Origin of the sequence: Streptomyces sp. NPDC001985 (assembly GCF_040296845.1) — a bacterium.
Taxonomy (GTDB): Bacteria; Actinomycetota; Actinomycetes; order Streptomycetales; family Streptomycetaceae; genus Streptomyces.
In genome coordinates this window covers 56,504-77,453 of record NZ_JBEOYB010000014.1, presented here as the reverse complement: position 1 = coordinate 77,453, position 20,950 = coordinate 56,504, and the positions used below count along the sequence as shown (strand labels likewise).

At 71.9% G+C, this 20,950-nt stretch carries 21 protein-coding genes; 18 read left to right on the top strand and 3 right to left on the bottom strand.

The features are described 5' to 3' along the window. The first annotated feature begins 10 nt into the window (after nucleotides 1-10). The 16 genes from ABT122_RS08900 (at nucleotide 11) to ABT122_RS08825 (ending at nucleotide 15,795) form a co-directional block, all read left to right on the top strand. Entirely contained in the window at nucleotides 11-778 is a 768-nt protein-coding gene (locus ABT122_RS08900) for an SDR family oxidoreductase (protein WP_451068075.1), read from the top strand. A gap of 95 nt (nucleotides 779-873) precedes the next feature. Beyond that, nucleotides 874-1,761: a TIGR03621 family F420-dependent LLM class oxidoreductase gene (locus ABT122_RS08895; protein WP_351547570.1), complete on the top strand. Its 888-nt coding sequence runs from the start codon at nucleotides 874-876 to the stop codon at nucleotides 1,759-1,761. Continuing rightward, complete coding sequence (locus tag ABT122_RS08890; RefSeq protein WP_451068074.1) at nucleotides 1,758-1,979, top strand: ferredoxin; 222 nt, start codon at nucleotides 1,758-1,760, stop codon at nucleotides 1,977-1,979. The genes ABT122_RS08895 and ABT122_RS08890 overlap by 4 nt, the downstream gene beginning before the upstream one ends. A gap of 49 nt (nucleotides 1,980-2,028) precedes the next feature. Next, nucleotides 2,029-3,228: a cytochrome P450 gene (locus tag ABT122_RS08885; RefSeq protein WP_351547568.1), complete on the top strand. Its 1,200-nt coding sequence runs from the start codon at nucleotides 2,029-2,031 to the stop codon at nucleotides 3,226-3,228. A 447-nt stretch (nucleotides 3,229-3,675) separates the two neighbouring features. Beyond that, nucleotides 3,676-4,968, top strand: a complete 1,293-nt coding sequence (locus ABT122_RS08880; protein WP_351547565.1) for a LuxR C-terminal-related transcriptional regulator — start codon at nucleotides 3,676-3,678, stop codon at nucleotides 4,966-4,968. A 343-nt stretch (nucleotides 4,969-5,311) separates the two neighbouring features. Then, nucleotides 5,312-5,737, top strand: coding sequence for a winged helix DNA-binding protein (locus ABT122_RS08875; protein WP_351547562.1), 426 nt, complete (start codon nucleotides 5,312-5,314; stop codon nucleotides 5,735-5,737). Between the two features lie 83 nt (nucleotides 5,738-5,820). Continuing rightward, the gene (locus ABT122_RS08870) at nucleotides 5,821-7,299 is read left to right on the top strand and encodes an FAD-dependent monooxygenase (RefSeq protein WP_351547559.1); all 1,479 of its coding nucleotides are present in this window, start codon (nucleotides 5,821-5,823) and stop codon (nucleotides 7,297-7,299) included. 17 nt (nucleotides 7,300-7,316) lie between these two features. Next, nucleotides 7,317-7,643, top strand: coding sequence for a TcmI family type II polyketide cyclase (locus ABT122_RS08865; protein WP_351547556.1), 327 nt, complete (start codon nucleotides 7,317-7,319; stop codon nucleotides 7,641-7,643). Further along, nucleotides 7,640-8,920, top strand: a complete 1,281-nt coding sequence (locus ABT122_RS08860; RefSeq protein ID WP_351547553.1) for a beta-ketoacyl-[acyl-carrier-protein] synthase family protein — start codon at nucleotides 7,640-7,642, stop codon at nucleotides 8,918-8,920. Before ABT122_RS08865 ends, ABT122_RS08860 begins: the two co-directional genes overlap by 4 nt. Further along, the gene (locus ABT122_RS08855) at nucleotides 8,917-10,146 is read left to right on the top strand and encodes a ketosynthase chain-length factor (protein WP_351547551.1); all 1,230 of its coding nucleotides are present in this window, start codon (nucleotides 8,917-8,919) and stop codon (nucleotides 10,144-10,146) included. The genes ABT122_RS08860 and ABT122_RS08855 overlap by 4 nt, the downstream gene beginning before the upstream one ends. Nucleotides 10,147-10,160: 14 nt before the next feature. Further along, nucleotides 10,161-10,430, top strand: a complete 270-nt coding sequence (locus tag ABT122_RS08850) for an acyl carrier protein (protein WP_351547548.1) — start codon at nucleotides 10,161-10,163, stop codon at nucleotides 10,428-10,430. 19 nt (nucleotides 10,431-10,449) lie between these two features. Continuing rightward, the gene (fabG, locus tag ABT122_RS08845; RefSeq protein WP_351547545.1) at nucleotides 10,450-11,235 is read left to right on the top strand and encodes a 3-oxoacyl-ACP reductase FabG; all 786 of its coding nucleotides are present in this window, start codon (nucleotides 10,450-10,452) and stop codon (nucleotides 11,233-11,235) included. 124 nt (nucleotides 11,236-11,359) lie between these two features. Then, nucleotides 11,360-12,307: an aromatase/cyclase gene (locus ABT122_RS08840; RefSeq protein ID WP_351547542.1), complete on the top strand. Its 948-nt coding sequence runs from the start codon at nucleotides 11,360-11,362 to the stop codon at nucleotides 12,305-12,307. Between the two features lie 3 nt (nucleotides 12,308-12,310). Then, a complete protein-coding gene (locus ABT122_RS08835; RefSeq protein WP_351547539.1) occupies nucleotides 12,311-13,549 on the top strand; it encodes an FAD-dependent monooxygenase in 1,239 nt (412 codons plus the stop codon). 19 nt (nucleotides 13,550-13,568) lie between these two features. Then, nucleotides 13,569-14,579 (top strand): LLM class flavin-dependent oxidoreductase, encoded by a 1,011-nt coding sequence (locus ABT122_RS08830; protein ID WP_351547537.1) that lies wholly within the window; start codon nucleotides 13,569-13,571, stop codon nucleotides 14,577-14,579. Next, on the top strand, nucleotides 14,572-15,795 hold the full coding sequence (locus tag ABT122_RS08825; protein ID WP_351547535.1) for an MFS transporter: 1,224 nt from the start codon (nucleotides 14,572-14,574) through the stop codon (nucleotides 15,793-15,795). The genes ABT122_RS08830 and ABT122_RS08825 overlap by 8 nt, the downstream gene beginning before the upstream one ends. Before the next feature lie 86 nt (nucleotides 15,796-15,881). Here ABT122_RS08825 and ABT122_RS08820 read toward each other — a convergent pair whose 3' ends face one another. Both ABT122_RS08820 and ABT122_RS08815 read right to left on the bottom strand, forming a co-directional pair. After that, nucleotides 15,882-16,706, bottom strand: a complete 825-nt coding sequence (locus ABT122_RS08820; RefSeq protein WP_351547533.1) for an SDR family NAD(P)-dependent oxidoreductase — start codon at nucleotides 16,704-16,706, stop codon at nucleotides 15,882-15,884. Nucleotides 16,707-16,787: 81 nt separating this feature from the next. Continuing rightward, entirely contained in the window at nucleotides 16,788-18,164 is a 1,377-nt protein-coding gene (locus ABT122_RS08815) for a DHA2 family efflux MFS transporter permease subunit (protein ID WP_351547531.1), read from the bottom strand. A 128-nt stretch (nucleotides 18,165-18,292) separates the two neighbouring features. Between ABT122_RS08815 and ABT122_RS08810 the strand changes: the two genes are divergently transcribed. Together ABT122_RS08810 and ABT122_RS08805 are read left to right on the top strand one after the other, a co-directional pair. After that, the gene (locus ABT122_RS08810) at nucleotides 18,293-18,934 is read left to right on the top strand and encodes a TetR/AcrR family transcriptional regulator (RefSeq protein ID WP_351547528.1); all 642 of its coding nucleotides are present in this window, start codon (nucleotides 18,293-18,295) and stop codon (nucleotides 18,932-18,934) included. Nucleotides 18,935-19,001: 67 nt separating this feature from the next. Beyond that, nucleotides 19,002-19,799: an SDR family NAD(P)-dependent oxidoreductase gene (locus ABT122_RS08805; protein ID WP_351547525.1), complete on the top strand. Its 798-nt coding sequence runs from the start codon at nucleotides 19,002-19,004 to the stop codon at nucleotides 19,797-19,799. Between the two features lie 48 nt (nucleotides 19,800-19,847). Here ABT122_RS08805 and ABT122_RS08800 read toward each other — a convergent pair whose 3' ends face one another. Further along, nucleotides 19,848-20,915 carry an enoyl-CoA hydratase/isomerase family protein gene (locus ABT122_RS08800; protein WP_351547522.1) on the bottom strand — a complete coding sequence of 356 codons (1,068 nt, stop codon included), beginning with the start codon at nucleotides 20,913-20,915 and terminating at the stop codon, nucleotides 19,848-19,850. Nucleotides 20,916-20,950 lie beyond the last annotated feature (35 nt).

Here is a 20,950-nt window from a genome sequence, read left to right as displayed (position 1 = left end):
GAGCGACCACATGGGCAGGTTGACCAACAGGACCGCACTGGTCACCGGGGCCAGCCGGGGCATAGGGCGCGCGAGCGCGCTGCGGCTCGCCGGGGAGGGTGCCCTGGTCGCCGTGCACTACGCGACCAATGACGAGGCCGCGCGGGAGACCCTGGCGCTGATCGAGAAGGACGGTGGCCGGGGGTTCACCGTCCGCGCCGAACTGGGGGTGCCGGGCGATGTGCACGAGCTGTTCCTCGGGCTGGAGCGGGGCCTCAAGGAGCGGACCGGGGCGACGGCGCTGGACATCCTGGTCAACAACGCCGGTGTCACCACCCCGGCGGGCGCGCCGCCGGAGAGCGTCACGCCCGAGGACTTCGACCACCTCTTCGCGGTGAACGCGAAGGCCCCGTTCTTCATCGTCCAGCGGGCGATCGGGCTGATGTCCGACGGCGGCCGGATCGTCAACATCTCCTCCGGGCTGACCCGGGTCGCCAACCCGGAGCAGATCGCGTACGCGATGACCAAGGGCGCGATCGAGCAGATCACCCTGCACTTCGCCCGCCATCTGGCCGCGCGGAACATCACCGTCAACAGTGTGGCGCCCGGCATCACCAACAACGGCAGCGCTCTGTTCGACATCCCCGAGGCGGTCGAGCAGATGGCACAGGTGTCGGCGTTCAAACGGGTCGGCGAGGCGGTCGACGTCGCCGATGTCATCACCTTCCTGGCCACGGACGAGGCCCGCTGGATCACGGGTGCGTTCGTCGACGCCACCGGTGGGACCCTGCTCGGCTGACCGCGGCGGAACCGGCGGTCCGGGCCGGATGGACCGCCCGGCCGCTCCGGCCCCCGGCCGGCGCCCCAGCAGTCTCCCCGATGGAGGTATCACGCGTGAGTTCCGTGGCAGAGCGGCCGTTCCGGTTCGGTGTCGGCATCCACACCCCCACCACCCGGGCCGAGTGGGTCGCCAAGGTCCGGGCGGCCGAGGACCTCGGCTACGACGCCGTGTCCGTCTCCGACCATCTCGGCATGCCCGCACCGATCCCGACGCTCCTGCTCGCCGCCGAGGCCACCGAGCGGGTGCGGATCGGCACCCTCGTCCTCAACACGTCGTTCTACACCCCCGCGGTGCTGGCGCGGGACATCGCCACCGTGGACCGGTACTCGGGCGGCCGGGTCGAACTCGGTCTCGGCGCGGGGTACGACCGGGCACAGTTCGACGCGGCGGGCCTGCCGTGGACGCCCGCGGGCGAGCGGGTGTCACATCTGGAGACGATCGTCCGGGAGTTCAGGAAACCCGCCGCCGAACGGGAGCACTACGCCCGGTACGCCGGACCCTCGGCGCCCCCGCTCCTGATCGCCGGCCGGGGCGACCGGGTGCTGGGGCTGGCCGCGCACCACGCCGACATCGTCGCGTTCACCGGGACGGCCCCGGTGCGCGACGGCGACGGACTCAAGCTCGCCGGTCTCGCCGAGGTCACGGACCGGATCGGTTTCGTGCGGAAGCTGCTCGGAGACCGGGCCGGCGAGGTGGACCTCAACATGGCCATCCACCGGGTGCTGCCCCCCGGTACCGCCGGGGGTGTCAAGGACGTCTGGCAGAACGATCTGGGCCTCGGCATGGAGGAGCTGGCCGAGCTGCCGTCGATCCTCATCGGCACCCCCGAGGAGTGCGCGGAGCGGCTGCGCCGGCGGCGCGCGAGCCTGGGTCTCAACTACTACACCGTGCTGGAGCACGAGATGGAATCGTTCGCACCGGTCATGCGGGCGCTGCGATGAGCGGCCCGTATCTGGCGGTCAGCGTGGAGCGGGACGACTGCATCGGCTCCGGGCAGTGTGTGACGGTCGCCCCGGAGGTGTTCGACCAGAGCGACGACGACGGCGTCGTGGTGCTGCTCGACCACCGGCCGCCGGCCGGGGAGCACGAGGGGGTGCGGGAGGCCGCGGACCTCTGCCCCGCCGCCGCCATCCGGCTCCATGAGAACGGCGCGCGCTGACCCGGCGCGCCCGGGACGAGCCGAGGACCGCTGCCGAGAGGGAGGCCACATGACACAGGACAACAGCATGCCGCACAACCGGCGCGCGGCCGGATGCCCCTACCGCCCCGACGCCGATCTGGTGCGACAGCACCAGGACGAGAAGCTGCACCGGGTACGGGTGCCCAGCGCCCAGCTCGGCGCGTTCGAAGCGGTCCTGGTCGCCCGGGCCGAGGACTCCCGCACCGTGCTGTCCGACATCCGCTACGAGGCCGGATTCGCCTTCGAACGGGACCTGACCGGACCGCGGACGATGATGACCCAGCCCGGCACCCTGCTCAACTACGACGGCGAGGAGCACACCCGCTACCGGCGCATGCACGCGGGAGCGTTCACCGTCCGACGTGTCCGGGCCATGGCCGGGGCGATCGAGCGCATCGTCGAGACGCACCTGGACGCGGTGGAGCGGGAGGGACCGGGAGCGGACCTGATCGAGACGTTCGCCGGTCCCGTGCCCCTGATGGTGATCTGTGAGCTGCTCGGTGCCCCGGAGGAGGACCACGAGGGCATCCGGGCACGCAGCTCCATCGCCACCAGCGTCGGGACGACCCTCGCGGTGCAGCAGGAGAACTTCGGCGCGATGACCGAGTACATGGGGAGGCTGATCGCGGCACACCGGCGCGAGCCCGGTGACAACATCCTCGGCGACCTGGTCCGCCGGCACGGCGCCGAACTCACCGACGACGAACTCGTCGGCATGGGGAACGACATCCTCGTGGCCGGGCACGAGACCCTCACCTCGACGATCGGGATGAGTGTGCTGACCCTGCTGCGCCATCCCGACCAGCTCGCCCTGGTGCGCGACGAGGAGTCCGTGGCCGCCAACGCCGTCGAGGAGCTGCTCCGGCTGCTCTCGGTGGCGCCGCCGCTGGTCCGTCAGGCGAGCTGCGATCTGACGCTGAACGGCCAGGAGATCCGCGCGGGCGAGCGGGTGATCATCTCGGGACTGATGGCCAACCACGGCGCGGACGTCGCCCCGGGCGCGCCGCACGACCTCGATGTCCGGCGCAGGCCGGTCCGGCATCTGGCGTTCGGGTACGGTCCGCACCAGTGCCTGGGCCAGCAGCTCGCCCGCCTCGAACTGCGGACGGTGCTGCCGGCGCTGTTGCGCAGATTCCCCGCGCTGCGGCTCGCGGTCCCGTTCGAGCAGCTCGAATACCGCACCGACGCGCTGGTGTTCGGGGTGAGGAGCCTCCCGGTCGCCTGGTGAACGCCGGCCGCCCGAGCGAGAACTGATTCCGGCCGGGCACGCGTATTCCCGGCCATGACCTTCAAAGGGCGCCGAACGCCCGAGTGGTGCAACATGCAACAGACACCCACTCGGCGTTCGGCGCCCTTCCGTGTTTCCCCGCATTCGCCACGGGCGATGGGATTCCCTTTTCAGCGGTGCTGGCTCGATCGCTGATTCAACGGGACCGAAAAAAACCGGTTGACGGACAGCGCCGAAGTGTCTCGGAGGTCAGAATCCAGGCTTCGGTGCGACATATCGGAAAACGCATTGATCGATGATCGAGCAGCTGAGGCCGAGGGTAGGTTCACAGCGCGCGGGGGACGCCACACCAGGCATGGAGAGAACCAAATGAAAATGACGGGAAACTACAGAAGGCACGAATCCGGGCAGAGCTGCATCTGTCAGGCATCGTCATCCGTGCGGTACATGACGGACTCGGCGTCGGCGGCCGGCGCCACCTACCGCTACCCGGCGGAGCCGGGACAGGACCCCACCGGCTCCTTACCGGGAGCCGGTTCCGCCGACGCCGGCCAGCACGGCGGCGTCCGCGAGAGCTGTGCCGCGCCCCACACCACCGAACCGGCCCATCTGGCGGCGGGCCGCAGATCGGTGACCGACGATGCGACACGGGCCCTCACCTCCGACGCGGTCCGGATGAACGCCCGGTGCGCCTGGCTGGCGGTCCTGGCCTCGCTCTACACCGGTGACCTCTCGGTCACGAACGCGCAGTGCGAGCGGCTCGCCCGCGACCCCCGCTGGACCCGTTCGCCCCGCCACCACGATCTGCTCATGCTGCTGCGCGCCCGCAGTTCCCTCTTCGCCGGCGATGTGCACCGCGCGTCCGAGATCCTGGGAATCCTGCTCGCCCGGGCGGCGTCGGCCGCACCGGTCTCCCTCGTCGTGGCCTGGCAGATCGAGGCACTCGTCCATCTCGGCGAGTTCGAGTCGGCCGATGAGCTGCTGCTCGAACACGAGCTGACCGGCGAGCTGGACGAGGGTCCGCGCGACCGGGCCCATCTGCTGGCCGCCCGGGGCGGGCTGTACCTGGCCACCGGCCGCTTCCCCAGTGCCATCGACGACTTCACGGCCTGCGGACGGATGCTGGCCTCGATGAATGTCGGCAATCCCGCCGTGATTCCCTGGCGTTCGAAGGCGGCCTTCGGCGCGCTGGGCGCGCGCCGCTACGATCTGGCCCTCGTACTGGCCGAGGACGAACTGGCCGCGGCGCGGAAGTGGTGCTCACCCCGCGCTCTCGGGACGGCGCTGCACGCCGTGGCGCTGGCCCGCCGGGACGAGACATCGGTGGCGCTGCTGGAGGAGGCGGTCCAGCTCCTCGATCTGGGCTCCGCCCGCACCGAGCAGATGCAGGCGCTCCACGACCTGGGCGCCCTGCTGGTCGAGCGCGACGACCCGACCGGGGGCCGGAGCCGGTTCCGGGCGGCCGGCGAGGTGGCGCGCGAGTGCCGCAACGGCTTCTGGGCGGACCGGGCGGAAGCGGCCCTGGACCGGCTGGACCTGCCCGGCAGTACCCAGACGCTCACCCGTCAGGAGACCAAGGTGGCGCAGCTGGCCCGCGCCGGATACAGCAACCGGCGCATCGCGGAAACGCTTTTCCTGACGGTTCGGACCGTCGAGTTCCACCTCTCCAACGTCTACCGCAAGCTCGCCATATCGGGTCGCCGGGAACTGGTCACCGCCCTGAGCGCCGCCGCGATGTAGAGACCGGACCGATACGGGATTCCCGCTGATTGCCCCCCGAGTTCAGCGGGAATCCCGTGGGCCGTCCCTGGGGCCGCACCGTAGGTTCTCCCGGCCGCCCTTGTATCTCCGCGGCACCCCGTGCCAGAGTCATGTTGTCGGGTCATTCCCCGTGAATGCATCAACCCGATTCCCTCCCGCCGGTAACCCTCGTCGGTGAAATCCACCGCGTCCCTCTCCGGAATCCGGGACCGTACGTCCAGCCATCGGCCGACATCCCCTGTGCCCCTTACTTCCGCGTGACCCCGGATTCGCCGGAGTCCGGGATCTCCGTGACCGCCCAGTGCAGAGGCAGGTGCTCTCCATGCTCCAGCAGAACACGACGAAGCGCATCGGCTACTGGCTTCTCCATCTGCACCAGCTGTTCGACGAGTCCACTGCGCGGGCACTCTCCGGAGAGGCGCTGGACCGCCGGAGATGGCAGGTGATCCACGCACTGAGAATCCATGTGGACACCATCGCCGCCATCGACGCCGCGTTCGCCCCCTTTCTCGCGGTCGACGATGTCGACTCCTATCAGTGGATCATCGACGAGTTCGATGTCCGGGGCTGGGTCAGGGTCACCGACGACGGCATCACGCTCACCGAGTCCGGTGTCGCGGCACACGACCGCGCCGAGTCACTGGTGAACGCCCACGCCGCCGCGTCACTGACGGGAATATCCGAGACCGAGTTCCTGGCCGCCAACGACGTGCTCGCCCGGATCGCCCACAACATCGAAAAGGCGTGACCGGGCACCCGCGACCGGACCGCGGCGCACAGCCGGGCCGGGCGAGCCGCTCACGCCGACGCCGCCCTCTTCTGGAGAACACCATGGACGCTTCAGTCATTGTCGTCGGTGCCGGGCCCGCGGGGCTCATGCTGGCGGGGGAACTCCGCCTGGCGGGCGTCGATGTCATTGTGCTCGACCAACTGCCCCGCCCCACCGGGGAGTCGCGCGGCATCGGGTTCACCATCCGTACGATGGAGGTCTTCGACCAGCGGGGTCTGCTCCCCCGCTTCGGTGAGATCCGGACCAGCACGGCGGGGCACTTCGGCGGCCTTCCGCTCGACCTCGGCCTGCTGGGCGCGGGCCACGGCGCGGCCCGGACCGTACCCCAGTCGACGACCGAGGCCGTCCTGGAGAGCTGGGCACGACAACTCGGCGCCGACATCCGGCGCGGACAGGAGTTCACCGGATTCGCGGAGGACGCGGACGGGGTCAATGTCCTCGTGGGCGGTACCGGCCGGGCACTCCGTGCCCGGTATCTGGTCGGCTGCGACGGCGGGCGCAGCACCACGCGCAAGGCCGCGGGCTTCGACTTCCCCGGCACCCCCGCCTCCACCGAACTCTTCCTCGCCGACATCAGGGGAGTGGAGCTCCAGCCGCGCATGACCGGTGAACAGACCGGCGACGGCATGGTGATGGTGGCCCGGCTGCCCGGGGACATCCACCGGATCATCGTCGGCGAGCGCGGGGCGCCGCCGAAGAAGCGGACCGGACCGCCCGACTTCAGCGAGGTGGCCGATGTCTGGAAGCGTCTGACCGGCATCGACATCTCCCACGCGGAGCCGGTGTGGGTCAGCGCCTTCGGCGACGCGGCGCGCCAGGTAACCGAGTACCGGCGCGGCCGGGTGCTGCTGGCCGGCGACGCCGCGCACATCCATCTGCCCGCCGGCGGGCAGGGCATGAACACCAGCATCCAGGACGCGGTCAACCTCGGCTGGAAGCTCGCCGCCGCGGTACGCGGCACGGGCCCCCGGGACCTGCTGGACAGCTACCACGGGGAGCGGCACGAGATCGGGCGCAGGCTGCTGGCGAACACCCGGGCCCAGAGCATGCTCATGCTCGGCGGCGCCGACGCGGCCCCCGTGCGCGAGGTCCTCGCCGAACTCCTCGACCAGACCGAGGTCCAGCGGCATCTCGCCGCCCGCGTCAGCGGCCTGGACATCCGCTACGACATGGGCGGCGGCGAGCACCCCCTGCTGGGCGCGCGCATGCCGGACCTCGCGCTCACCCGCGACGGGAGGCGCACCAGCAGCGCGGAACTGCTCCGGCCCGCCCGGGGAGTGCTCCTGGATCTCGACGACAACGCCACCCTGCGCCGGCGCGCGCACGGATGGACCGACCGGATCGACGTGGTGACGGGGCAACCGCACCACCTGCCGGACAGCGGCGTGCCCGCCGGAACCGCGGCGCTGCTGATCCGCCCCGACGGACATGTCGCCTGGGCCGCCCCCGGCACCCACGCCGACCTCCCGATGGCCCTGAACCGCTGGTTCGGACCGGCCCGCCGAGACGGCCGGCCATGAGAACACGAAGGGGAACGATGTACAGCACGCTGATAGTGGCCCGTATGGCCCCCACCTCCGCCGACCGGGTCGCCGGACTGTTCGACGCCTTCGACCGGAGCGACATGCCCGGCCGGATGGGCACCCGGCGCCGGGAGCTCTTCAGCTACCGGGGCCTCTACTTCCACCTCCAGGACTTCGACGAGGACAGCGGCGCCGGAGCGATCGAGGGGGCGAAGACCGACCCCCGCTTCCTCCGCGTCAGCGAGGACCTCAAGCCGTACATCGAGGCCTACGACCCCGCGACCTGGCGCTCCCCGGCGGACGCGATGGCGCAGCGCTTCTACCACTGGCAGGCGTCATGAGCACCGGGCAGGGCCGCCGGGTCGTGATCACCGGCATGGGGGTGACCGCCCCGGGCGGACAGGGGGTCAAGAACTTCTGGAAGCTGCTCACCGACGGACGCACCGCCACGCGGCGCATCTCCTTCTTCGACCCGGCGCCCTTCCGCTCGCAGATCGCCGCCGAGGTCGACTTCGACGCCGAACTGTCCGGGCTGACGCCCCAGGAGATCCGTCGGATGGACCGGGCCGCCCAGTTCGCCGTGGTCACCGCGCGGGAAGCGGTCGCCGACAGCGGGCTCGGGTTCGACGCGCTCGTCCCGCACCGCACCGGTGTGACGATCGGCAGCGCGGTCGGCGCGACCACCGGCCTGGACCAGGAGTACCGCACCGTCAGCGACGGCGGACGGCTGGAACTGGTCGACCACACCTACGCCGTGCCGCATCTCTACAACTATCTGGTCCCCAGCTCCTTCGCCACCGAGGTCGCCTGGGCGGTGGGGGCCGAGGGGCCCGCCACGGTCGTCTCCACCGGCTGCACCTCCGGGCTGGACGCCGTCGGCTACGCGGCGGACCTGATCCGCGAGGGCTCGGCCGATGTGATGATCGCGGGCGCCACCGACGCGCCCATCTCCCCCATCACCGTGGCGTGCTTCGACGCCATCAGGGCGACCACCCCCCGCAACGACGATCCCGAGCACGCCTCGCGGCCCTTCGACGCCAGCCGCAACGGCTTCGTCATGGGCGAGGGCGCCGCCGTCTTCGTCCTGGAGGACCTGGAGAGCGCCCGGGCGCGCGGCGCCCGCGTCCACGCCGAGATCGCCGGCTTCGCCACCCGGTCGAACGCCTTCCACATGACCGGTCTGCGCCCCGACGGCCGGGAGATGGCCGAGGCCATCCGGGTCGCGCTCGACGAGGCCCGGCTCAACCCGCAGGACATCGACTACATCAACGCCCATGGCTCCGGCACCAAGCAGAACGACCGGCACGAGACCGCCGCGTTCAAGAGGAGCCTCGGCGACCACGCCCACCGGACCCCGGTCAGCTCCATCAAGTCCATGGTCGGACACTCGCTCGGCGCCATCGGGTCGATCGAGATCGCGGCCTCCGTGCTGGCGATGACCCATGACGTCGTCCCGCCGACCGCGAATCTGCACACCCCCGACCCGGAGTGCGACCTGGACTACGTCCCGCTGACCGCCCGCGACCACCGGACCGACGCGGTTCTCTCGGTGGGCAGCGGATTCGGCGGCTTCCAGAGCGCCGTGGTGCTGGCGAACCCCGATCGGAGCCCGCGATGACCACCAGGACCTGGGTCACCGGACTCGGTGTGGCCGCGCCGACGGGACTGGGCATCGAGGCCCACTGGTCGGCGACCCTCGCCGGTCGCGGTGCCATCGGCCGGATCACCCGGTTCGACCCCTCCTCCTACCCGTCGCGGCTGGCCGGCGAGATCACCGGATTCACCGCGGAGGACCATCTGCCCGGCCGGCTGCTGCCCCAGACCGACCGGATGACCCGCCTCGCCCTGGTCAGCGCGGACTGGGCGTTCGAGGACGCGGGCGTCGACCCGGCCCGGGAGCCCGACTACGACGTCGGTGTCATCACCGCGAGCCACTCCGGCGGCTTCGAGTTCGGCCAGAACGAGCTGCGGGCGCTGTGGAGCAAGGGCGGGCAGTACGTCAGCGCGTACCAGTCCTTCGCCTGGTTCTACGCGGTGAACAGCGGGCAGATCTCGATCCGCAGCGGCCTGCGCGGACCGAGCAGCGTGGTCGTCAGCGACCAGGCCGGAGGCATCGACGCCATCGCCCAGGCCCGCCGGCAGATCCGCAAGGGCACCGGGATGGTGATCTCCGGCGCGGTCGACGCCTCGATCTGCCCCTGGGGCTGGGTCGCCCAGCTCAGCGGCGGCCGGCTCAGCACCGCCGACGATCCCGAACGGGCCTATCTCCCCTTCGACGACCGGGCCGCGGGCCATGTCCCCGGCGAGGGCGGCGCGCTGCTGGTGCTGGAGAGCGCCGAACACGCCATCGGGCGCGACGCCCCGCGCGTCTACGGCGAGATCGCCGGTCACGCCTCCACCGTGGACCCCCGCCCGGGCGGCGGCCGGGGCCCGACCCTCCAGACCGCGATCGAAGGGGCCCTGGAGGACGCCTCGGCCGAGCCCGGCGACATCGATGTTGTCTTCGCGGACGCCGCGGCGGTCCCGGAGCTGGACCGGATCGAGTCCGAGGCGATCGCCAAGGTCTTCGGACCGCGCGGGGTACCGGTCACCGCACCGAAGACCATGACCGGACGCCTCTACTCCGGAGCCGGTCCCCTCGACCTCGCCGCCGCGTTCCTGTCGATCCGCGACGGCGTCATCCCGCCGACGACGGGCACCACGCCCGCCGCCGGCCACGACATCGACCTGGTGACCGGCGCCCCGCGCCCCGCCGCCCTGCGCAGTGCCCTGGTGCTCGCGCGCGGCCAGGGCGGATTCAACTCCGCCATGGTCGTCCGCGCCGCCCGTCCCGCTCAGCCGTGAGGAAAGGAAACACCATGCCGGACACGGAATTCACCCTCGGTGACCTCAGGACCATCCTTCTGGAGGGCGCCGGCGCGGACGAGGGCGTCGACCTCTCCGCCGACATCAACGACATCCCCTTCGACGACCTCGGATACGAGTCCCTCGCGCTGCTGGAGACCGCCGGCCGGATCGAGCGGACGTACGGCATCAGCCTCGACGAGGAGGCCTTCGGCCGGGCGCGCACGCCCCGGGAGCTGGTCGGTCTCGTCAACACCCAGCTGCCGGCCGCGCGGGCCGTCTGAACCGGGAAGGAGCAGGACCATGACGGAGAACACGCGCAGGGTCGCCCTGGTCACCGGCGCGACCAGCGGTATCGGACTCGCCAGCGCCCGGCTGCTCGCCGAGCGGCAGCACCGCGTCTTCCTCTGCGCCCGGGACGGAGCCGCGGTGGCCGCCACGGTCAAGACGCTCCGGGCCGAGGGGCTCGATGTGGACGGCACCGCCGCCGATGTGCGGTCGCCGGCCGACGTCACCGCGCTGGTCCGGGCCGCGGTCACCCGTTTCGGGACGATCGACGTCCTGGTCAACAACGCGGGGCGCAGCGGGGGAGGGGTGACCGCCGACCTCTCCGACGAGCTGTGGGAGGACGTCATCGCGACCAATCTCACCAGTGTCTTCACGGTGACCCGGGAAGTGCTCAACGCCGGCGGCATGCGGCGGAAGGACCGGGGGCGGATCATCAACATCGCCTCCACCGCGGGCAAACAGGGGGTGGTGCTGGGCGCCCCCTACTCGGCCTCCAAGCACGGAGTCGTCGGCTTCACCAAGGCCCTGGGCAATGAACTGGCCCCGACCGGTGTCACCGTCAACGCCGTCTGCCCCGGGTATGTCGAGACGCCCATGGCACAGCGCGTCCGCCAGGGCTACGCGGCGGCGTACGACAGCACCGAGGACGCCATCCTGGAGAAGTTCCAGGCCAAGATCCCCCTCGGCCGGTACTCCACACCGGAGGAGGTCGCCGGGCTGGTGGGCTATCTCGCCTCGGATCTCGCGGCCCCGATCACCGCGCAGGCGCTCAATGTCTGCGGAGGGCTCGGCAATTTCTGACCCGGGCCCTCCCCGGCCCACCCGGGCCCTCCCCGGCCCACCCGGGCCCTCCCCGGCCCACCCGGGCCCTCCCCGGCCCACCCGGTTCCGTTCCGGTCCACCGCAACGATGTGAGGAGAAGTCCGTGTCGCCCCAAAGCGGCCGTGAGGTCGAACACGAGATCACCGTCCGGGCGAACGCCCGGGAGGTCTACCGGCTGCTCGCCGAAGTGGAGAACTGGCCCAGGCTGTTCCCGCCGTCCGTCCATGTCGAGGTCCTGGAGCGCGACGTGGACCAGGAGCGGATACGGATCTGGGCCACCGCCAACGGCGAGGCCAAGAACTGGACCTCGATCCGCCGGCTCCACCCCGGCGAGCTGAGAATCGAATTCCGGCAGGAGGTCTCCGCCCCTCCGGTGGCGTCGATGAGCGGCACCTGGGTCATCGAGCCGCGCGGCGAGGACGAGACCCTGCTGCGTCTGCTGCACACCTACCGGGCCGTGGACGACGACCCCGACAAGCTCGCCTGGATCGACCGGGCCGTCGACGAGAACAGCCGGTCCGAACTCCCCTCCCTCAAGGCCGGGCTCGAACAGGCCACCAGAACCGAGGAGCTGACCCTGTCCTTCGTCGACTCCGTCCGGGTCGCCGGCTCCGCCGAGGACCTCTACGACTTCGTCAACGAGGCCGACCGGTGGACGGAGCGGCTCCCCCACGTCCGGGAGGTGAAGCTCACCGAGGACGCGCCGGGACTCCAGGTGCTGCGGATGGAGACGCTCACCAAGGACGGCGCCGCGCACACCACGGAGTCGGTCCGGGTCTGCTTCCCCCACCGGCGGATCGCCTACAAACAGACCACGCTGCCGCCGCTGATGACCCTGCACACCGGGTACTGGCAGTTCGAGGAGGACTCCGACGGCTCCACCACCGCCTCGTCGCAGCACACCGTGGTGATCAATCCCGAGCGGATCACCGACATCCTCGGCCCCGGCGCGGGCGTCCCCGAGGCCCGGGACTTCATCCGCAACGCCCTCGGGACCAACAGCCGCGCCACCCTCGCCCACGCCACGCGGTACGCGGAAGGGCGGCGCTGACCGATGCCCGAACCGCCGTCCCGGGCCCGGGACGCCGACGGCCCGGCCGTCGACGCCGAGGTGGTCGTCGTCGGCGCCGGGCCGGTGGGACTCCTGCTCGCCGGGGATCTGCGCGCCCGGGGAGTGCGCGCCGTCGTGGTGGAACAGCTCACGGCGCCGATGACGGAGTCGCGGGCCTCCACCCTCCACGCCCGCACCATGGAGGTGCTCGCCGAGCGGGGCGTTCTCGACCGGCTCGGAGAACTCCCGGACGGCGGTCCCGGACACTTCGGCGGCATCCGCCTCGACCTGACCGGGGCCGACCCCGGCCATCCGTACGCCGGACAGTGGAAGTGCCCCCAGACCCGCCTCGAAGCGGTCCTCCACGAGCGGGCCACCGCGCTCGGCACCCCCGTGCGGCGCGGCCGGCGGCTGGTCGCGCTGGAGGACCGCGGGGACCATGTGCGGGCCGAGACCGTCGCGGCCGACGGCTCCGTGGAGCGGCTGACCGCCCTCCACGCCGTCGGCTGCGACGGCTGGCGGTCCACCGTGCGGCGGCTCGCCGGCTTCGACTTCGCCGGAGCGGCGGCCACCCGGGAGATGCTGCGGGCCGATGTCGCCGGCATCGACATCCCGGACCGCCGGTTCGAGCGCCTGCCCGAAGGGCTCGCCACCGCGCACCGCTGGCCGGACGGCAGCACCCGCGTGATGGTGCATGTGTTCGGCACCGCTCCCGGGAACCGCTCCGGACCGCCCGGGTTCGACGAGGTCCGCGCGGCCTGGGCGCGGGTGACGGGCGAGGACATCGGGGGCGGTGTGCCGCTGTGGCTCAACGCCTTCGACAACACCCTCCGCCAGGTGACGCGGTACCGCCGCGGCCGGGTACTGCTCGCGGGCGACGCCGCCCATGTCCAGATGCCGGTCGGGGGACAGGCGCTCAACCTCGGTCTCCAGGACGCCGCCGCGCTCGGCTCGCACCTCGCCGCACGGCTCGCCGGCGGGGCGGACGGCGCCCGGCTCGACGGATACCACGAGGAGCGCCACCCCGTCGGGGCCCGCGCGCTCACCCATATCCAGGCGCAGTCCCTCCTGCTGCTCGGCGGGCCCGAGGTGGAGGGGCTCCGGGAGACCTTCGCCGACCTCCTGGAGTTCCCGGCGGTCCGCCGCCGTCTGGCGCGCGCCATCAGCGGACTCGACACCCACCGGGCCCCGGCCGGCGACCCGGCGGAGCCGGCGCGGCAGACCCCGTTGACCACTTCCTAGACGAGACGGAGACCAGAGCATGAACGTCGGACTTCTCTTCGACCTGCGCAATCCGGATGCGTGGCACCGGCCGTGGACCGACCACTACGCCCGCTCGCTGGAGTACTGCGAAGAGGCGGACCGGCGCGGCGCGGGCGGGATCTGGTTCACCGAGCACCACCTCTTCGAGGACGGCTATCTGCCGCAGCCGCTGACCTTCGCGGCCGCGGCGGCGGCCCGGACGCGTGACGTCCGGATCGGCACCGCCGTACTGCTGCCCAATCTGCGCAAGCCCGCCCAGCTCGCCGAGGAGGCCGCGATCGTCGATCTGATCAGCGGCGGCAGGCTGGAGATCGGCTTCGGCGCCGGGTACCGCGTCCCGGAGTACGCGCTCTTCGACGCCGACTTCGGCCGCCGCTTCACCCGGGTCGAGGAGAACATCCGGGAGGTCCGCAGGCTCTGGGAGGAGGGCGGTATCAGCCCCGTGCCCGCGCAGCGCCCGCTGCCCCTGTGGGGCGGGTTCTACGGGCCCCGCGGCGCGCGGATCGCGGGGAGGCTCGGCATCGGTCTGCTGCACATATCGCCCGAGATGTTCCCGCACTACCGCGCCGGACTGGTCGAGGGCGGCCACGATCCGTCGATCGCCCGGGTGTCGGATCTGCTGCCGGTGATCCTCGCGGACGATCCCGAGGCCGCCTGGCCGCGCGTCGCCCCCCATCTCGCGCACCAGATGAACACCTACCGGCAGGGCTCGGTGGAGGGCACCGACCGCCCGAGGCCCCCGCTGCTCACTCCCGGGGACTTCCCCGACCGGCCGGCCGACGGATCGTGGGGCACCCTGGAGATCCTCACCCCGGAGGAGGCCGCGGCGCGCATCCACGAGCGGACGGCGGGACTCCCGGTCGAGCACCTCATCTTCTGGGCGAGCGTCGCCGGAATGCCGGACGATCTGGTGGTCAGGAACATCGAACTGATCAGCGAGGAGCTGCCGGCGCACCTGGCGAAGGCCGCCGGAGCCGGGCCGGGGACGACGGCGCCGGCCGGTGAGTGACGCGCCGGCCGTGCGGGGGGCCGTCACCGGGGCCGGGCGCGGCCACTGGGCCCTGCTCTTCGTCCTCTCGGGGAACATGCTTCTCGACGCCGTCGAGGTCTCGGTGGTGCTGGTGGCGCTGCCCGCGATCAGCGCCGATCTGGGGCTCGGTCTGTGGGCGGTCCAGTGGCTGATGAGCGGCTTCGCCCTCGGGTTCGCCGCCATGCTGATGCTCGGGCCGGTCCTCTCCGCCCGCTGGGGCCTGCGCCGCCTCTGTCTCACCGCGATGCTGGTGTTCGCCGCGGCCTCCGTCGTCGGCGGGGTGAGCGATGACACCGCGCTCCTCATCGCGTCCCGGGTGGTCAAGGGGGCGTGCGCCGCGCTGACCGCCCCCGCCGGCCTGGCCCTGATCGGCACCACCTTCCCCCAGGGCCCCAGGCAGCGCCGGGCGGTGTCGGTCTACTCCCTCTTCGGCGCGGCCGGCTTCACGCTCGGGCTGCTGCTCTCCGGGTGGTTCGTCACCGACAGCTGGCGCTGGACCTTTCTGTTCCCCGCACCGGTCGCCCTGATCCTGCTCGTCTGGGGAATCCGGGTCATCCCGCGCACCGGGCGGCAGGCGCCGCCCCGGCTCCCCGCGTCCCTGCTGCGCAACGGCCCGCTGATGCGCTCGGCCCTGGGCGCCGCCTCGCTCAACGGCACCTACATCGGCCTGCTGCTGCTGGTCACCTTCCGGGCGAGCGGCGAACTCGGCTGGCGGCCCTGGCAGATCGCCCTCGCGCTGCTCCCCGCCTGTGTGCCGCTGGCCGTCTCCGTCCCCTTCGCCGGCCGTCTGGTCCAGCGGTTCGGCACGGGACGGCTGATCACCGCCGGGGCGGCGGTCGCCCTCGCGGGACAGCTCCTCGCCCTGCTGCGCCCGGACCCGGTCCCGTACGCCACCGGGCTGCTGCCGGTGCTGGCGCTGGTCGGGGCCGCTTTCGTGTTCTCCTTCGCGGCGCTCAACATGCAGGCGGCGTCGAGTGTCGAACCCGCCCTGCGCGCGGTGGCCGTGCCGCTCTATCAGACGGGTGTCCAGCTCGGCAGCGTGGTGATGCTGCCGCTGGTCGCCGCCGTGCTGAGCACCACCGACGGCTACCGGCCCGCGCTGGCGGTCATCGCGCTCGTCGGCGCGCTCGGTGTCGTGACCGCGTGCACCGGGCCGCGCGAGGGCCGCCGTCGCGAGCCGGTGCGACCGGGCTGAGCCCGGCGGGGAGCGGAGCCGGAGCGGAGCCGGAGCGGAGCCGGAGCGGAGGGGACGGGCCCGGGGGCCCGTCCCCTCCGCCGTCGTCACCGGTGGGGACGGAGCAGCTCCTCGGTCATCGTCGCGAGCCGCTCCGCCGACGCGGGCGAGAACAGCTCGTTCTGCACATGGAGCCTCTGATACATGTTGAACGCGCTCAGCGGCCCCGGCGGCGGGCCGTCGAGGACCCTGAGGAGCGGCGGGACCACGTCGACGGCGGGCTTCGCCCGCGCCTTCTGGCTCTCGATGAACTCGGCGGTCCGGGGGTCGAACGCGCCGGCGAAGCTCGTCGAGGTGGTCCCCGGGTGGAAGAGCACGTACTTCACCGGTCCCTCGCCGTGGAGCTGGGCGAACCGGACACCGAGCAGATCGTTGAACCGTCCGGTCACGAACATCGCCCGCACGCCATCGTAGTCACGGGCGGTCTGGAGATCGTCCCAGTCGATGGGGGTGTCGTGACCCGGTCCCGCGACATTGACGATGACCGGCTGCCGGCCCCGCTCCAGCGCTTCGCGCAGTCCCGAGCCGAAGAGCAGACGGCTGAGGTAGAACAGCGCGAAGTTGTGCTCGAACCCCTCGGAGGTCACATGCCGCTCGCTCCGGAAGAAGCGGGCGCAGAAGACGAGGCCGTCGATCCTGGGATGGGCCTCGGCCAGCTCCTGGACGGTGCGCCGCGTCTCCGACACGAGACCGAGGTCCGCGGCGACGAAGTCGGCGCTCCCCGGCGAGTCCGCCGCCTCCTTGAGCAGCGCCTCCCCCTTCTCCCGGTCCCTTCCCAACACCACGGCGTGGTCACCCCGGGCGAACAGCGCCCGGGCGAGGGCGGCGCCGATGCCGTCGGTGCCACCGGTGATCACAAAGGTCTTCGTCACGTTGTCCTCTTCCTCGGTTCCTCGGTCATGCCTCGGACGCCCGTGGGCGCGAGACCGTCGGATGTGCCGTGCGCGACCTGGTCACGCCTGCTCGGGAACGGGTGCGGCCCCGGCCTTCTCTCCGGGTGGTGCCGGCTCGGTCGGCGCGGGCCGCGCGGGCAGCACCCTGGAGGCGATGGCGATGACCAGCCCCGCCCCCACCAGCCACCAGAACGCGCCCTGGAACGCGGAGCCCAGCGGCACCGATTCCTCCCTCGTCTGGAGGACGAGGGTGAGCAGGGCGATTCCGAGCGCGCCGCCGATCTGGTGGACGATGAAGAGCACCCCGGTGGCGCGCGAGGTCGCGGTGGGCGGGACGGTGCGGTAGACCGCGCCCATGGTGGCCGCGGCGGCGATCCCGAGCCCGAACCCGACGACGACCAGCCCGGCGACCGCGAGAACGCCCTCGATGCCGAGCGCGTAGGGCAGATAGCCGGGAACGACCAGCAGACCGCCGGCGCCGACGAGCGGCCGGGCGCCGATCCGGTCGGAGAGCCGTCCCGACAGCGGCTGTCCGACCAGGGCGCCGAGACCGAACGGGGCGAGCAGCAGCCCCGCCATCATCACTCCCTGTCCGTCGAGCCGCTGGAAGTACAGCGGCAGCAGCACCGTCGTGCCGAACATCACCGCGCCCACGAGAAAGAGCACGGCCACGCTCGCGGAGAACCCGCCGCTGCGGAAGAGCCGCAGATCGATCAGGGGCTCGTGCCGGGTCCTGAGCGCGTGGACGGCGTAGCCGGCGAAGAGCACGAGACCGAGCGCGGCCGAGAGCATCACCGGGGTGGTGAATCCCTCGACAGCCTGGGTCAGGGCGTACATCAGGGCGGCGAAGCCGGGCGGCAGCAGAACGACGCCGAGGACATCGAGCCGCGGGGACTCCTGGCCGGGGTCCGGTGCGTCCGCCGGCATCAGCCGCACGGCGAGCGCGATCGCCAGCACACCGAGCGGCACCTTGATCAGGAAGACCCACTGCCACGGCAGGGTCTCCAGGAGCAGTCCGCCGACGACCGGGCCGACCACCGGGCCCATCGTCATCGGGATCGCGGCGAGCCCCAGCACCCGGCCGACCCGCTCCTGCCCGGCCGAGCGGGCGAGCGTCGCGAGCATGATCGGCTCAAGCATGCCGCCACCGAGACCGGTGATCATCCGGGTGACGATCAGGCTCGGCACGTCCCAGGCGAGGCTGGAGGCCACGGAGCCGATGACGAAGACCGACAGGCCGGCCAGCCACATGCGGCGGGCGCCGAAGCGGTCGATGGCCCAGCCGGAGAGCGGCGCGGAGACGGCAACGGCGAGGAGATATCCCGTACTGACCCACTGGATCGCCGCCAGTGTCGAGCCGAACTCGTCGACCAGGGTGTGGATGCCGACACCGGTGATGGTCGTGTCCAGCAGCGCGAGGAACGCGCCGAGGGTCATGGTGGCAAGTAATTTGCGCAACGCGGGGTCAAGAGGTTCTGACTGACGAGCCATGTCTAACTTCCAATTCCATTAACTGGATTGAACCAACCAGTTCACTTTAAGCATCGTGATGGTAGCATCGCAACATGGCCTTCACGGAGACTCAGGTCACGTCATCGCGTGGCAGGCTCGACAAGCGTCGGGCCATCCTGGACGCGGCACTCCGCGTCTTCGGCGAAGTCGGCTACCCCGGCGCGACCGTCGACGCGATCGCCGCCGAGGCGGGTGTCGCCAAACCGACGATCTACAACCATCTGGGCGGCAAGGAGAACCTGTTCCGCGCCGTCATGCTCGACGCGGCGGGCGACTGGCACGCCAGACCACTGGCGGCGGTCCGCTCCCTGCCGGCGGAGCCCGGAAACCTCCGGGACGAACTGCTGCGCGTCGGCTACCAGCTGGTGGAGTGCATGCGCAGCGACCGCGCCTGGATGATGCGCCGGCTGCTCGACTCCGAGGTCGCGCGCTTCCCGGAGCTGTACGAAGAGGTGCAGCTGCGCGGCTCCGCCGAGGTGCTCGACACCCTGGCGGGGCGCCTGGCGCTGGTGGCCAACGGCGGGCTGCTGGATCTCCCCGATCCGACGCGCGCCGCGAGTCAGTTCATGGCGCTGGTCTCCGACCGGCTGGCCGTGCTGGCGGCCATGGGAACCCGTCCGCTGGCGCAGTCCGTCGTCGACGAGACCGTGACCAGCGGCGTGGAGACCTTTCTGCGGGCCTTCGCCACCCGGTGAGCGGCCCGGGGCCCCTGCCGGGGCCCACCGATCGACCTTTATCCAGTCATATTCACTGAGGATTACTGTGGACTTGAACCTTGCAGGCAAGCGCGCGTTAGTGACCGGCTCCACCTCGGGCATCGGAGCGGCCGCGGCGGAACTGCTGGCCGCCGAGGGAGCCGATGTCGTCGTCCACGGCCGCGACCGCGACCGGGCCGAGACCGTGGCCGACAAGATACGCGGCCACAACCACCGGGTCGATGTCGCCATCGGCGACCTCTCGACCGACGAGGGCGCGGCGGAGGTCATCCGCGCGGCCGCGGCCGGCGGCCCTGTCGACATCCTGGTCAACAACGCCGGTGGCACGGATCTCGTGCCGTGGAGCGAGACCACTCCGGAGCTGTGGGCGAAGGCGTACCAGATCAATGTGATCTCGGCGGTCCGGATGATCCGCGCGTTCGTGCCCGGCATGCGCGAACGGAAGTGGGGGCGGGTCATCCAGGTCGGCGGGGGAGTGGCCATGCAGCCCATGCCGATTCAGCCGCAGTACTCCGCCACCCTCGCGGCCCGGCACAACCTCGCGGTGTCGCTCGCGCGCGACCTCAAGGGGACCGGTGTCACCTCCAATGTGGTGTCACCCGGGCCGATTCTCGTCGAACACGTCCGGGAGTGGCTGCTCGAAGTGGGGCCCGCCCAGGGATGGGGCAGTGAGCTGTCCGAGATCGAGGCGAAGGCCAGCGAGAGCTGGGCGCCCAATGACATCGGCCGATTCGGCACGGTCGAGGAGGTCGCCGGGGCGATCGCGTATCTCGCGGGCTCCTTCGCGGACTTCATCAACGGAACCGTCCTCCGGGTGGACGGCGGGCACGTCGTCTCCGTCTGACCGCACCGCCTGACGGCGGGGGAGGCCCGCAGCGGGCCTCCCCCGCCGTCAGTTCACCGCCCCGGGCCCGCCGAAGAGGCCGGGCTCCCCCTCGGGCAGCGGAGCGAAGAACCGCTCCACCGCCGCCTCCGTCACCCCCGACAGCTCCGCGGGCGACCAGCGCGGCCTGCGGTCCTTGTCGATGACCTGGGCCCGTACGCCCTCGACCAGATCGGGCGCCGCGAACGCGGCGCACGACACCCTGAACTCCTGCTCCAGCACCGGCTCCAGCGCTCCCAGCGCCCGAGCCCGGCGCAGCGCAGCGAGGGTGACCTTCAGCGAGGTGGGCGACCTGGTGAGGATCGTCGCCGCCGCCTCCCCGGCCGCCGGGTCACCGTGCCCGAGCAGCCGCTCCACGATCCGCTCCACCGAGTCCCCCCGGTAGCAGCTGTCGATCCAGGCCCGGTGCCGGGCCAGTTCACCCGCGCCGGGGGTGCGCGCGTACCGCTCCAGAGCCTCCTCGGGCTCCACCGAGGCGAGGGCCGCCGACAGCTCCGGCAGCAGCGCCGACGGCACGAAGCGGTCGGCGAGTCCGCAGAGCATCGCGTCCGCCGCCCCCACCGGGAGCCCCGTCAGGGCCAGATGGGTGCCCAGCTCACCCGGCGCCCGCGCCAGCAGATGCGTACCGCCGACATCGGGCACGAAGCCGATCCCGGTCTCCGGCATCGCCACCACCGAGCGCTCGGTGACGATCCGTACGCTCCCATGCGCCGAGACACCCACTCCGCCGCCCATGACAATGCCGTCCATCAGCGCCGCGTAGGGCTTGGGGAAGCGGGCGACACGGGCGTTGAGCCGGTACTCGTCCCGCCAGAAGTCCACCGACTCCCGGCCGCCGGCGACGGCGTCCGCGTGGATCGCCCGGATGTCGCCGCCCGCGCACAGCCCCCGCTCACCCGCCCCCGAGATCACCACCGTCCGGACATCCGCGTCCCCCTCCCACGCGTCGAGCGCGGCGGCCAGGGCGCGGACCATGGGGCGGGTGAGCGCGTTGAGGGCGCGGGGGCGGTTGAGGACGAGGTGGGCGGCGCGGCCCTCGGTGCGCAGAAGTACGGGGTCGGCCGGGTCCGGTGCCATCGTGGGTCCTTCCGGGGGAGGGGCTTGGAGGATCT